The sequence below is a fragment of the Corynebacterium bouchesdurhonense genome, from assembly GCF_900078305.2.
Taxonomy (GTDB): Bacteria; Actinomycetota; Actinomycetes; order Mycobacteriales; family Mycobacteriaceae; genus Corynebacterium; species Corynebacterium bouchesdurhonense.
The window spans coordinates 884,492-896,963 of record NZ_LT546028.1; the positions used below are offsets into that span (position 1 = coordinate 884,492).

Consider the following 12,472-nt stretch of genomic DNA (forward strand, 5'->3'; position numbering starts at 1 on the left):
ACGGTCCGGCTGTTCTCAACCGTTTCAACCTCGAGGGGGAATCACCATGAGCCAATTCGCAACCGAAGCCGACGTCATGCGCTCCACCGCGGACCACGCGGACGCAGTCAACGCCGATGTCAACCGTGAGATCGACCGCATCCAGGACGTCGCCCAGTCAATCCGCGGGTCCTGGGAGGGCCGCGCGCAGCAGAGCTTCGACGAGCTGATGCTGCGCTACGACGACGCCCAGCGCCGCCTCACCGAAGCGCTGACCTCCATCTCCGGCAACATCCGCGACAACGCCAAGCACTACGAGAACACCGACGTGACCACCACCGAGGGCCTCGACCGCCTCGCCGCCACCTCCGGCCTCGCGCTCTAGCCAAAAACGCTCCCACGAAAGGACACACTCGCATGCAGATCAAGTACAACTTCGCCCAGATCTCCAACGCCGCCTCGGACATCCGCTCCTCCGCGTCCCGCATCGACGGTCAGCTCGCCGACCTGAAGGACATGATCAAGCCGATGACCGACTCCTGGGAGGGCGAGGCCGCCGTGAGCTACCGCGCTCACCAGGCCAAGTGGGACCAGGCCGCGGCCGACCTCAACCGCATCCTCAACCAGATCTCGGACACCGTGGAGGAGGGCAACAACCAGATGATGGCCGTGAACACGGCGGCCGCCAACAGCTGGGGCTAGCAACCCGCACTGGGGTCCACCGGCGCCCCGCCCGTTCCGCGGCCACCACCGCGGGCGGGCGGGGCGCTGCGTTTTGGAGCTGAGCAGCGAGGTGCCGTAAAGTCGTACCCCTGTGTGCCGTGCCGGGCCGGGTTACCCCGGGCTAGCGCGTCCCCCGCCGGGTCTCCACCGGCCGCCGACGGGGATGGACGGGGCACACCGCTATGGCCGGCAGCCACTAGACAGACTTTAAAGGAGTCATGCATGTCTACTTACCACCCGAAGAGCGGTGACATCACCCGCCAGTGGTACGTCATCGACGCTACCGACGTGGTGCTGGGCAAGCTCGCTTCCACCGTCGCAGACCTGCTGCGCGGCAAGCACAAGCCCCAGTTCGCACCGAACGTTGACACCGGCGACCACGTCATCGTGATCAACGCCGACAAGATCCACATCTCGTCCAACAAGCGCGAGCGCGAGATGCGCTACCGCCACTCCGGCTACCCGGGTGGTCTGAAGTCCATGACCCTGGGCCGCGCACTCGACGAGCGCCCGGACCGCGTGATCGAGGAGGCTGTGAAGGGCATGATGCCGCACAACCGCCTCTCCCGCCAGGCAATCAAGAAGCTGCACGTCTTCGTCGGCTCCGAGCACCCCTACGCCGCTCAGAAGCCGGAAACCTACGAGTTTAAGCAGGTGGCACAGTAATGACCGAGCCGAACAACTACACCGAGGGCAACGTCGCCGACGACTTCGTGGCCGACGCAGCCGACATCGACGCTGCGACCGCCGCGACCGAGGAGTTCAACTACACCATCGGTGACGCCATCGCTCCCGAGGTCGACGAGACTGAGGCTGCGGCGACCGCCGAGCCGGCGCAGCTGCACGAGGGCCCGATCCAGACCGTGGGCCGCCGCAAGCGCGCCATCGCCCGCGTGACCGTCGTCGAGGGCGAGGGCAAGATCACCGTCAACGGCCGCGACTTCGAGGACTACTTCCCCAACAAGCTGCACCAGCAGGACATCCTGACCCCGCTGACGCTGCTTGAGCGCGAGGGCCAGTTCGACATCAAGGCCAACATCGCCGGCGGCGGCCCGACCGGCCAGGCCGGTGCCCTGCGCCTGGCAATCGCCCGCGCACTCAACGTCTACAACCCGGCGGAGCGCCCGACCCTGAAGAAGGCCGGCCTGCTCACCCGTGACGCCCGTGCCGTGGAGCGCAAGAAGGCTGGTCTGCACAAGGCCCGCCGCGCGCCGCAGTACTCCAAGCGTTAATCCGCTCACGCTCACGCCGCCCCCTACGTGCACCTCCTCCGGTGCCCGCAGGGGGCGGTGGTGTTTGGTGCGGGGGTGGGTGGCGGCGTGAAGGGGAGCGTCGAGAAGCAAAAGCCCTCGGGCATAATGGACACCCATGACTCGACTTTTTGGAACGGACGGCGTGCGCGGGCTGGCCAACGAGGCGTTGACGGCGCCGCTGGCGATGAAGCTGGGCGCCGCAGCCGCGACCGTGCTCACCCGCGACCGGGCCTCCGGGCGGCGCCGGCCGATGGCGCTGATCGGGCGCGACCCGCGCGTCTCCGGCGAGATGCTCGCCGCGGCGATGGCGGCGGGCATGGCATCCAAAGGCGTTGACGTGCTGCGTGTGGGCGTGATCCCCACCCCCGGGCTGGCCTTCCTCACCGACGACTACGGCGCGGACATTGGCGTGATGATCTCCGCCTCCCACAACCCCATGCCGGACAATGGCATCAAGTTCTTCTCGGCAGGGGGCAAGAAGCTTCCCGACGATCTCGAGGACGAGATCGAATCGGCCATGCACGAGCTGTCTGAGACCGGCCCCACCGGCACCGCCATCGGCCGCGTCATCGAGGAGGCGGTCGACGCGCAGGACCGCTACCTGGCGCACCTGAAGGCGGCAGTGAGCGCCGACCTGAGCGGCATCAAGGTGGTGGTGGATTGCGCCAACGGCGCAGCCTCCGACGTGGCGCCCAAGGCGTACGCCGCCGCCGGCGCAGATGTGACCGCGATTTTCAACACGCCCAACGCCTTCAACATCAACGACGGCTCCGGTTCCACCCACATGGAGCAGATCCAGCAGGCCGTGGTCGAGCACGGCGCGGACCTGGGCCTTGCGCACGACGGCGACGCGGACCGCTGCCTGGCCGTGGACGCGGAGGGCACCATCGTGGACGGCGACCAGATCATGGCCATCCTGGCCACGGGCATGCAGGAGCGCAACGCCTTGCACGACAACACCCTGGTGGCCACCGTGATGAGCAACCTGGGCCTGAAGCTGGCCATGCGCGAGCACGGCATCGAGATCAAGGAGACGGCGGTGGGGGACCGCTACGTGCTCGAGGAGCTGGGGCGCGGCGACTACTCGCTCGGGGGCGAGCAGTCTGGGCACGTGGTGGTGCCCGCGCACGCCACCACCGGCGACGGCACCCTGACTGGCCTGATGCTGATGGCGCGCATGGCGGAAACCGGGAAAACGCTGCGCGAGCTCGCGGGCGTGATGACCGTCCTGCCGCAGGTGCTGATCAACGTGCCGGTGTCCAACAAGGGGGCAATCATGGAGGCCGAGGAGGTGCAGACCGCGATCCAGCAGGCGGAGGCGGAGCTCGGGGATTCCGGCCGCGTCCTGCTGCGCCCGTCCGGCACCGAGGAGCTGTTCCGCGTGATGGTGGAGGCGGCCGAGGAAGAGCACGCCCGCAAGGTGGCGGGCCGCCTTGCCGCGGTGGTCGCCGCCGTGTAGCGCCGGCTCCGACCGGGCGGGCGGAAAGTTTTTCGTCCGCCGATGGAACCGGGGGGTGCTTGGGGGAGTCTGAATACGTGCAACCGTTTTCAGACCGGGCCGCGCGCGGCCCCGAGCACATGGGGGAGACTATGGACGCTTTCGAGGGGCCCGACCTCGACACCACGCAACTGCGGGCGCACTACGGATCGGCTATTGACGCCTACGAGTCCGCCGCCCGCGCACTCGACCGCAACCGGGTGCCGGTTGCGCCCGCCGCGTTCGGCGCGGGCTTTACGCAGGAGGGCGCGCGCATCGCCGCGGCGCTCGACGAGCTGCACGAGGCCACGCACGATTTCCTCGCGGTGCGCACGCAGAATTGGCGCAGCATTGTGGAGCTCTCGCACGTGGTTGAGGGCGCCGACGCCGATTCGGCCGGTGAGCTCGGCGGGGTGAGCGGGCTGTGAGCGTGATCATTACCGCAGTAGCGTCGCGCGCCCCCAAGGACGAGGTGGTGGCGCAGCTTCACCGCCAGGTTACCGAGGTGAGCCGCCTGGTCACGGTCGCGCCGGGCGCGGGCGCGTCGACGAAGGCGCAGGCGCGCCTGCTTGGCGACGATATCTGTAAACACCTTTCCCACTTCAGCGGCATGGACCTGGGGGACTTCAACGGGGCCTCGCGCAATCTCGGCGACGAGGGGTTCGGCGCCGCCCAGTTCGACGCCGCCCAGTACGGCGCCGCGGCCTGCTACCCCGCGTCAGCCGGGCGCTGGTTGTCCTCCATCGGGGCGGTCGCGCGCGACAAGCGGGATGCGGAGGCGGAGCAGCAGTTCTTCGTCGAGGCGCGGGGCACCGGCGAGCAGATGCGCGCATGCTCGCGCGCCGTGGACAAAGTGTTCGGCGCGACGGCGGTGGCCGTCGGCCTCATCCTCGAGGCGCCACTTCGGCTGCTGAGGATGACGCTGGGTGCAGGCGTTCCGCAGCTGGTGAAGATGGCGGCGGAGATGGCGGTGGCGGGCCTGCGCGCGGCTGCCGAGGCGGTAAAGGACGGCGTGGAGACGGTGCGCGCGATCCTCGGGCGCATCGCCGAGCGCATCGGCGCGGCCGCGTGCCGGCGCCCGGCGCCGCCCGTCGGCTATGACGGCGGTAAGGGCGGTAAGGGCGGTAAGGGTGCGGAGAGCGCGGAGGGCACGGAGCGTTGCACGGGGCACCCGCCCGGTGACGGCACCCGCGTCACCCCGCCCGCCGCCGGCCCGCCTGTGGCGCCGCCAGCCGGTGGCACGCCCCCCGCCCCCGCGCCTGTGTCCGAGTGCCCGGGCCCGGCTGGTCCGGCTGGTCAGGCTGGTCCGGCTGGTCCGGCGCAGGCCGCGGCCGGTGCGCAGGCACCGGTTTCCGCGGCGGGTGCGGGCACGACCCCGGCCGCGGCGGTGCCGCAGGTGCCACAGGTGCCGCAAACGCCGCAGGCACCAGCTGTGCCGGGCCCCGGTGGCGCGCCGGGCGTGAGCGTGACATCCGCGCAGACGCCCGCCGCCCCCGCGGCGACGACGGTGCCGCCGGCGGCCAGCCGAACCGACCTGCCGGGCTCCGCCGACGCCGCCGCCCGATCCGGTGCTGCCCCGGCGCGCACCGGCGGCGCCCCCTCGTACGAGAGGCTCTGCCGGTGCGCTGGGCCTGAGCCGCAGGCGCCGGGGGCCGTGCAGGCGCCGGGGGAGAACGGCGCGGCACCGGAGGCGCCCGCGAACCGGGTGGACGGCGCGGCAACGGGCGAGCGCCTGCCCCAGCGGCCGAGCGGTGCCGCCGAGGGCCGCGGGCTCACCATCACGTTCGACTTCACCCTCGAGGCGACGGTCAACGCGTCGCTCGGGTGCCTCGACGGCGGCGTGGCGGAGCTGTTCCGCACGGCCGGCGCGGGGGAGGGGTTGCGGACGATCATCGGGCCGTGGGCGCAAAGTGGGGCGACTGCCGTGATGGGCGGCATCGAGCACCTCCGAAACCGCATCCACGAGATCCTCGCCTGCCCGGGCGGCGGTGGGGAGCCGCCCGCGCCGCCAGCGCCGCCCGCACCGCCGCCGAGTGAGCCGTGCCCCGCGCCGCCGCCGCCGGCGGACACGGTGCCAGCGCAACAGCAGGTTGCCGCCCCGCCGCCAGAGCTCGCACGCGTCCCGGAGCCCGCCCCGCCGGCGGAGAAGGTGGCGCATGTTGCGGCGCAGGGGGCGGGGAATGGTGGGCAGGGGGCGTCGACAAGCAAAGGGCCCGAACCTGCACTAAGCTCTGGGGCGCACGCGCGCATTGAAGGAAAAGGCAGCGCAACGTGGGGGATTAAGAAAGCGGGGCAGTGGTAGTGGACTTTCTGGAATTTGCAGAGATGTATCAGCGCCGGACGGCGAAGCGGATGCAGGACTTTGAAGCCTTGGTGGCGGAGACGCAGCGCAAGATGGAGGTCGCCGCGAAGCAGCAGGCGATTTCGCGCGAGATGTATCCGCAGCGCCAGCCCATGCCGGTGGCGCGCGGCGAATACGGCATGCCGCGGCGCAAGGACCGCTCGAAGGGGCAGGTGCAATCCGTGCTGCGGCGGGAAGGCCCCGGCGGATACGGGCCCGCCAGCAGCTAACCGGCCTACGCGCGGCTAGAACAGGGAAAACGCGCTGTTGTCGCGCGACAGGCCGGCGGCCTTGGCCAGTTTGTCTCCGGTGAGGGACTCGACGTTCTTGCCGGAGGCCTCCGGGTCGGAGAACGCCGCGTACTTCTTCTCGTCGGCGAGCTGGTGGAGGAGGAAGCCGGTGACCAGGCCGCGCACCGTGGTTTGGTTCTTGCGGTCCGACTTGCCCAGGCCCAGCAGGCGCCAACCGAGGCTGTCCTCGGAGAAGCCCTCCTGGTCGCCCTTCTTCACGGTGCGGTAGGCCGCCTTGCCCGCCCAGTTGTACGCCAGCTTGGCCGGGTTGCCGGGGGAAAACAGCGCGTCCGCGTCCTCGCCGGGGCCGATGATCAGGCCCGGCAGGAAGAGGTTGCGGGCAGCCTCCACAGCGGAGGGCGCCACGTTGGAGGGGTAGATTGCCGCGACCGCGCCCACCTTCTCGTTGTCCACCGCGGACAGCACCGCCGCGCCGCCGCCCATGCCGTGGCCCACCAGGCCGAGCTTGTTGGGGGAGACGGTGATGTTGCCGTTGCCGATGCGCACACCGGCAGCGATCTGCAGCGCCGTCTCGAGGTCCGCTGCGAAGCCTCGGTGGTCCGGGTTCAGGCCGGTTTCGGTGTCCGGCGCGACCACCACGATGCCCCAGCTGGCCAGGTGGCGCAGCGTGGACTCGTAGGCGCTGATGTCGCGGCGCCAGTCGTGGCCGAAGGCGACTGCGGGCAGGTCGCGCCCCTTAGCCGGGGCATACACCTTGCCCGGGAGACCCGTGTAGCCGAGGTCGCCCTCCATCACGTGGTGCGGGCCGCGGTTGGACAGATCCGAAAGTTGCTTCAAGTTCGCAGACACGCGGGAGAGTCTACTTCATCGCGCGGCGCGGGAGCCGCGGAGAAGCGGGGCTTCTTCCCGCGTTGGGGCATGGTCTAGGGTGGCTTGCGTGCTCGGCGCGCTCTCCCTCGCTTTCATTGACTCGATCAACTTGCTACTTATTGCGGTGGTCGCGGCGGTTGGGATTGTGTCGCCGCGCGGGGGGCGCTACGCCGCGACGACCGGGCTGCTGATCGCGGGCGACTGGCTGGGCGTGGCGGGGCTCGCGCTGGTGATGCTGGTCATCTTCGACGGGCTCGGCCCTGTGGTGCAGCGGGTGGTGGAGGGGCCGATCTTCGGGCTTCTGCTCATCGCCACCGGCGTGGTCACTGCCCTGCTGGCGGTGCGTGGCGGCGATAATTCGGCGCTGGTCGAACGCATTTTGCGGCCGCTGCGCACGCCGTCGGCGCTCACGGTGGCCACCGGCTTCGTGCTCGGCGTGATCCAGTCCGCCACCTCGGCGCCGTTTTACGGCGGGCTCGCGCTGCTGTCCGCGTCCGGGGTGGGGGCGGCGGCCCGGTACGCCGCGATTCCGCTCTACGCCACGGTAGCGCTCTCCCTGCCCACCGCCGCCGCGCTGCTGGTCGGGCTTGTGCGCCGCGCCCCGGACAGCGCCGCGGGCCGGGCGTTCGACTGGGCTCGCGCGAATCCGGGCACCGTGTCCTCGGCGGCGACGTGGGCGGTGGCCGCGCTGCTCACCCTGCTCGGCGTCGTGCACCTGCTGTAGGCCGCGGCGGCTTACGGGTGCACAATGGGGCACCATGCACATCCTGTCCGCGCGCATTGACCTCAACGCAATCGCCCGCAACACCGCCGCTTTGAAACGGCGTGCCGGCTCGGCGGAGCTGGTGTGCGTGGTCAAGGCGGACGCGTACAACCACGGCGTCGAGCGCTGCGTGCCGGTGATGGAGGCGCACGGGGCGGACGCGTTCGGGGTGGCCACGCTCGCGGAGGCCCGCCAAGTGCGCGCGCTGACCAACAAGCCGGTGATTGCGTGGCTGTGGTCGCCCACCGAGGAGGTGCCGGAGGGGGTTGAGCTCGCGGTGCCCACGTTCGAGCATTTGCGCATGCTTATCGACGCCCCCTTGAGCCCCACCATCTACCTCAAACTGGACACCGGCATGCACCGCTCCGGCTTCGACGAAGAGCAGTGGGGCGAGGTGTTCGCCGAGGCGGCGGCCGCGGAGGCGGCGGGAAAGGTGCGGGTCGCCGGGCTGATGAGCCACCTCTCCCACGCCGATGCCCCGGGCGAGCCATACACCTCTACCCAGGGGGAGCGGTTCCGCGCCGCGATCGCCCGCGCCCGCGCGGCGGGCCTGAACCCGGTGCGCAACCACCTGGCCAACTCGGCCGGGACGTGGTCTCGCCCCGACCTGCACTTCGAGCAGGTGCGCCCCGGCATCAGCCTGTACGGCTTCGACCCGGTCCCCGGCGAGGATCACGGGCTCGCGCAGGCCATGAGCTGGGTCGCGACCGTGCTGGCGGTGAAGCGCGTCGGCGAGGGAGATCCGGTGAGCTACGGGCTGACGTGGCGGGCGCCGGCGGCGGGTTACACCGCGCTGGTGCCGGCCGGCTACGCGGACGGGGTGTCGCGCGCGTGGCAGCCGCACTTGGAGGTCACGCTCGGCCGGCGGCGCTACCCCGTGGTGGGGCGGGTGTGCATGGACCAGATGGTGGTGTGGCTGGGCGCCAACGAGCACGGCGTGCGCGCCGGCGACGAGGCGGTCATCTTCGGCCCTGGCGGCGTGTCCGCCACGGAGCTCGCCCGCCGCGTGGGCACCATCGACTACGAAATTGTGTGTGCGCCGAAGGGCCGCACGCGGCGGGAATACATCGAACTGGAGGGGTCAGCTCAGTGACACCGGAATTTCCCGCGGAGGGTAGCCGCGTCTGCCCCACGGCGGCGTCGACAAGGCAACTGGGCGCGGAGTTGGGGCGCGCGCTGGAGGCGGGTGACGTGGTGGTGCTCGACGGGCCGCTCGGCGCCGGCAAGACCACGTTCACCCAAGGCATCGCCGAGGGGATGGGCGTGCGCGGCCGCGTGACCAGCCCCACCTTCGTCATCGCCCGCGAGCACCGCCCGCTCGGCGATGGCCCCGCCCTGATCCACGTGGACGCCTACCGGCTCATCGGCGAAGGATCCTTCGGCGACCCGCTGGGCGAGCTCGACGCCCTGGACCTCGATACCGGCCTCGATGCCGCGGTAGTGGTGGCCGAGTGGGGCGGCGGCCTGGTCGAGCAGATCGCGGAGCGCTACCTGTTCGTGCAGCTGGACCGCGAGACGCTGGTGCGCGAGGACGCCGAATCGGAGGGGCGGATCATCTCTTGGCGCGCCGGGTGAGCTGCGTGAGGCGGGCCGGGGGAAGGTAGGGTAGAGCGCATGCTCAAACTTTCGAACTCCCAGCGCAAGTGGCTTGTGCTCGCCGTGGTGGCCTGGCTGATTATCCTCGCCGGCCTGATCTTTATCCCGATGACCCGCCCCGCGGACTCCCGCGAGGCGCAGGTCGCGCCGACGAACTCGCTGGCTACCACCATGCAGAGCGTCAGCCGTACGGGCGGCGCCTCGGTGGCGCAGCTGGTCAGCCCGGCGCGGGTGTACGACGCGGAGCAGTTCGCCGGCTACACCACCCTCTGCCCGGGCGAGCCTGAGCAGCTCAAGCAGGCGAAGCTCGAGGCTTTCGAGCTCACCGACAACGCCCCGGACCTTGACGGCGCGTACGGCTACATGGTGCTGCTGCCGCAGGACCAGACCGCGCCGGTGGTGCTGGACCAGGTTGCCCTGAAGGACATCGACATCTGCACCCTGCCGCAGTCCGACAGCTACCAGCTTGATTACGCGCTGCCGTTCTTCTACACCGACGGCCACTGGGCGCTCGGGATCAACCAGTAATGCTGGCCCTGGGGATCGACACTGCGACGGGGGATTTGGTGGTTGGCGTCGGGGACGTCGACAAGCAACAAGCCCTCGCTGAGTCGATCACCGAGACGCGGGCGCACAACGAGCGCCTGATGCCGGCGGTCCAGGCTGTGCTCGCGGAGGCGGGAGTTGGCTTCGGCGACCTCGGCGCCGTGGTGGTGGGCTGCGGCCCGGGCCCGTTCACCGGGCTGCGGGTGGGCATGGCGTCGGCGTCCGCGCTGGGCCAGGCGCTCGGCGTGCCGGTGCACGGGGTGGTCACGCACGACGCGGTCGCGGCGCAGATTGAGGCGGGCCGCGTGCTGGTGGTCACCGACGCGCGCCGCCGCGAGGTGTACTGGGCCCACTACGAGCGCGGCCGCCGCGTGGCCGGGCCGGGCGTGTGCGCGCCCGGGGCGGTGCCCGTCGAGCGCGTGGATGTGGTGAGCGTGCCGCCGCACCTCGCTGGCCAACTCGAGGTGGAGGCGGGGCAGGTGCGGCACGTCTCACCGAACACGCTCGGCCTGCTGCGCGCGGCGGATTTTTCCGCCGAGCCGGGCCCGCTCGTGCCGCACTACCTGCGCCGCCCCGACGCCGTCGAGCCGAAGGCGAAGCCCACCTCCCCCGCGATCCCGTGAGGTTCCGGGAGCTTTCGCTTGGCGACGCACCCGCAGTCGCCGACCTCGAAGCCGAGCTCTTCGCCGGCGACGGGCCGTGGTCACGCGACGTGTTCGCGGCGGAGTTTGCCAAGCCGCACACCTTTTATGTGGGCGCGTTCGACGGCGGCGAGCTCGCGGGGTACGCCGGGCTGGCGATGCTGGGCCCGCGCGACGACCCGGAGTTCGAGGTGCACACCATCGGCGTGGCCCCGCGGCACCAGGGGCGAGGCCTGGGGCGGGCGCTTTTGGATCAGCTGCTGCACACCGCGGACCTATTGGACGGGCCGGTGTTCCTCGAGGTGCGCACCGACAACGCGCCCGCGATCGGGTTGTACGAAAGCGTCGGGTTTTTCACGCTGGCCACGCGCAAGGGCTACTATCAGCCCTCCGGTGCGGACGCGTATTCGATGATGCGCCGCCGCAAGAGCGAACGGGAAGGGGAGCAGCGTCAATGATCGTGCTCGGCATCGAGTCCTCGTGCGACGAGACCGGGGTGGGCGTGGTGCGTCTGCGAGGCGACGGCACCATGGAAATCCTTGCAGACCAGGTGGCGTCCTCGATGGAGCAGCACGCCCGCTTCGGCGGCGTGGTGCCGGAGATCGCGTCGCGGGCGCACCTGGAGGCGATGCCGCAGGTGATGGAGGCGGCGCTCGCTGAGGCGGGCATCGAAAAGCCGGACGCGGTCGCGGCGACGGTGGGCCCGGGGCTCGCCGGCGCGCTGCTGGTGGGGGCGTCGGCGGCCAAGGCGTACGCAGCTGGGTGGGGGGTGCCGTTCTACGGCGTGAACCACCTCGGCGGGCACGTGGCGGTGGCAAACCTGGACGGGGAGGCGGAGTTGCCGCACTCGGTGGCGCTTTTGGTGTCCGGCGGGCACACGCAGCTGCTCGAGGTGGAGGCCGTGGGTACGCCGATGCGCGAGTTGGGCTCGACGCTTGACGACGCAGCCGGGGAGGCCTACGACAAAGTCGCCCGCCTGCTCGGCCTCGGCTACCCGGGAGGGCCAGTGGTGGACCGGCTGGCGGGCGCGGGCGATCCCGCCGCCGTCGCGTTCCCGCGGGCCCTGACCCGCGCCGAGGACCTGCGCGGCGAGCACCGCTACGACTTCTCCTTCTCCGGGCTGAAGACCGCCGTGGCGCGCCACGTTGAGGCAGCCGAGCGCGCGGGCGAGCAGATCTCGGTGGAGGACACGTGCGCGTCCTTCCAGGAGGCGGTATGCGACGTGCTCACCGCGAAGGCGGTGATAGCGTGCGAGGACACGGGCGCGTCGACGCTGCTGCTCGGCGGCGGGGTGGCGGCCAACTCGCGGCTGCGCGAACTGGCTGCCGAGCGCTGCGCGGAGCGGGGCATCGAGCTGCGCGTGCCCAGGTTCCGGCTGTGCACTGACAACGGGGTGATGATCGCGGCGCTAGCCGCCCAGCTGATCCGCGCGGGCGGGCGGCCGTCCGGCCTGGGGGTCGGCACCGACACGGGCTTGGACGTGGGCGTGCCGCTGGTCTAGCGCATGGCGCGGCGCGAGGGGTGGCGCGGCGCGGCGCGGGGCCGGTGTTGTCGGCTGGCACTCACGGCGGTAGAGTGCTAAATGGGTTGTCTCGAGCACAGTTGTTCACCCGCGACGACGGCTGCGCGACATGGGATTGACCGCGACAAACTACCCTGGGCCGCCCCGCGGGGCGCGCCTACGCTCAATGAGACGAAAGGCACCAAAGGTACCGATCATGGCTAACGTCAACATCCGCCCGCTCGAAGATAAGGTCCTGGTTCAGATCGCCGAGGCCGAGACCACCACCGCCTCCGGCCTGGTTATTCCGGACTCCGCCGCCGAGAAGCCGCAGGAGGCCACCGTTATCGCCGTCGGCCCGGGCCGCCTGGACGAGTCCGGCAACCGCGTCGCGATGGACGTCCACGAGGGCGACACCGTCATCTTTGCCAAGTACGGCGGCACGGAGCTGAAGTACAACGGCGAGGAGTACCTGCTGCTTTCGGCTCGCGACCTGCTGGCGATCGTCGAAAAATAACAACCCGAAGGGGG

The 12,472-nt window shown here is 70.8% G+C and carries 17 protein-coding genes; 16 read left to right on the forward strand and 1 reads right to left on the reverse strand.

Translation table 11 applies throughout. The features are described 5' to 3' along the window. Nucleotides 1-46: 46 nt before the first annotated feature. From BN4252_RS08940 to BN4252_RS08975, 8 genes are all read left to right on the forward strand, one after another. Nucleotides 47-364, forward strand: a complete 318-nt coding sequence (locus BN4252_RS08940) for a WXG100 family type VII secretion target (protein ID WP_066529618.1) — start codon at nt 47-49, stop codon at nt 362-364. 32 nt (nt 365-396) lie between these two features. Next, nucleotides 397-681: a WXG100 family type VII secretion target gene (locus BN4252_RS08945; protein WP_066529625.1), complete on the forward strand. Its 285-nt coding sequence runs from the start codon at nt 397-399 to the stop codon at nt 679-681. A 243-nt stretch (nt 682-924) separates the two neighbouring features. Next, a complete protein-coding gene (gene rplM, locus BN4252_RS08950) occupies nt 925-1,368 on the forward strand; it encodes a 50S ribosomal protein L13 (protein WP_066529627.1) in 444 nt (147 codons plus the stop codon). Further along, complete coding sequence (gene rpsI / locus BN4252_RS08955; protein ID WP_066529629.1) at nt 1,368-1,934, forward strand: 30S ribosomal protein S9; 567 nt, start codon at nt 1,368-1,370, stop codon at nt 1,932-1,934. The genes rplM and rpsI overlap by 1 nt, the downstream gene beginning before the upstream one ends. 136 nt (nt 1,935-2,070) lie before the next feature. After that, nucleotides 2,071-3,414, forward strand: a complete 1,344-nt coding sequence (gene glmM, locus BN4252_RS08960; protein WP_066529630.1) for a phosphoglucosamine mutase — start codon at nt 2,071-2,073, stop codon at nt 3,412-3,414. Nucleotides 3,415-3,545: 131 nt separating this feature from the next. Beyond that, nucleotides 3,546-3,860 (forward strand): hypothetical protein, encoded by a 315-nt coding sequence (locus tag BN4252_RS08965; RefSeq protein ID WP_066529633.1) that lies wholly within the window; start codon nt 3,546-3,548, stop codon nt 3,858-3,860. Further along, nucleotides 3,857-5,734: a hypothetical protein gene (locus BN4252_RS08970; RefSeq protein ID WP_066529638.1), complete on the forward strand. Its 1,878-nt coding sequence runs from the start codon at nt 3,857-3,859 to the stop codon at nt 5,732-5,734. The genes BN4252_RS08965 and BN4252_RS08970 overlap by 4 nt, the downstream gene beginning before the upstream one ends. Beyond that, nucleotides 5,734-6,003, forward strand: a complete 270-nt coding sequence (locus BN4252_RS08975) for a hypothetical protein (RefSeq protein ID WP_230208617.1) — start codon at nt 5,734-5,736, stop codon at nt 6,001-6,003. The genes BN4252_RS08970 and BN4252_RS08975 overlap by 1 nt, the downstream gene beginning before the upstream one ends. A gap of 15 nt (nt 6,004-6,018) precedes the next feature. Here the strand turns inward: BN4252_RS08975 and BN4252_RS08980 are convergent, their stop codons facing one another. Further along, nucleotides 6,019-6,873: a poly(ethylene terephthalate) hydrolase family protein gene (locus tag BN4252_RS08980; RefSeq protein ID WP_066529650.1), complete on the reverse strand. Its 855-nt coding sequence runs from the start codon at nt 6,871-6,873 to the stop codon at nt 6,019-6,021. An 88-nt stretch (nt 6,874-6,961) separates the two neighbouring features. On the opposite strand from BN4252_RS08980, the gene BN4252_RS08985 reads away from it, so the two are divergent. The 8 genes from BN4252_RS08985 (at nt 6,962) to groES (ending at nt 12,458) form a co-directional block, all read left to right on the forward strand. Then, entirely contained in the window at nt 6,962-7,618 is a 657-nt protein-coding gene (locus BN4252_RS08985) for a hypothetical protein (RefSeq protein ID WP_066529652.1), read from the forward strand. A 34-nt stretch (nt 7,619-7,652) separates the two neighbouring features. After that, entirely contained in the window at nt 7,653-8,750 is a 1,098-nt protein-coding gene (gene alr / locus BN4252_RS08990) for an alanine racemase (RefSeq protein ID WP_066529653.1), read from the forward strand. Beyond that, nucleotides 8,747-9,232 (forward strand): tRNA (adenosine(37)-N6)-threonylcarbamoyltransferase complex ATPase subunit type 1 TsaE, encoded by a 486-nt coding sequence (tsaE, locus tag BN4252_RS08995; protein ID WP_066529657.1) that lies wholly within the window; start codon nt 8,747-8,749, stop codon nt 9,230-9,232. The genes alr and tsaE overlap by 4 nt, the downstream gene beginning before the upstream one ends. Before the next feature lie 39 nt (nt 9,233-9,271). After that, nucleotides 9,272-9,781, forward strand: a complete 510-nt coding sequence (locus BN4252_RS09000) for a hypothetical protein (protein ID WP_066529659.1) — start codon at nt 9,272-9,274, stop codon at nt 9,779-9,781. After that, nucleotides 9,781-10,422 (forward strand): tRNA (adenosine(37)-N6)-threonylcarbamoyltransferase complex dimerization subunit type 1 TsaB, encoded by a 642-nt coding sequence (tsaB, locus tag BN4252_RS09005; RefSeq protein WP_066529661.1) that lies wholly within the window; start codon nt 9,781-9,783, stop codon nt 10,420-10,422. Before BN4252_RS09000 ends, tsaB begins: the two co-directional genes overlap by 1 nt. Next, a complete protein-coding gene (gene rimI, locus BN4252_RS09010; RefSeq protein ID WP_066529663.1) occupies nt 10,419-10,898 on the forward strand; it encodes a ribosomal protein S18-alanine N-acetyltransferase in 480 nt (159 codons plus the stop codon). The genes tsaB and rimI overlap by 4 nt, the downstream gene beginning before the upstream one ends. Beyond that, nucleotides 10,895-11,941, forward strand: coding sequence for a tRNA (adenosine(37)-N6)-threonylcarbamoyltransferase complex transferase subunit TsaD (gene tsaD / locus BN4252_RS09015; protein WP_066529670.1), 1,047 nt, complete (start codon nt 10,895-10,897; stop codon nt 11,939-11,941). Before rimI ends, tsaD begins: the two co-directional genes overlap by 4 nt. 217 nt (nt 11,942-12,158) lie before the next feature. Continuing rightward, nucleotides 12,159-12,458 (forward strand): co-chaperone GroES, encoded by a 300-nt coding sequence (gene groES / locus BN4252_RS09020; protein WP_066529676.1) that lies wholly within the window; start codon nt 12,159-12,161, stop codon nt 12,456-12,458. The last annotated feature ends 14 nt before the right edge of the window (nt 12,459-12,472 follow it).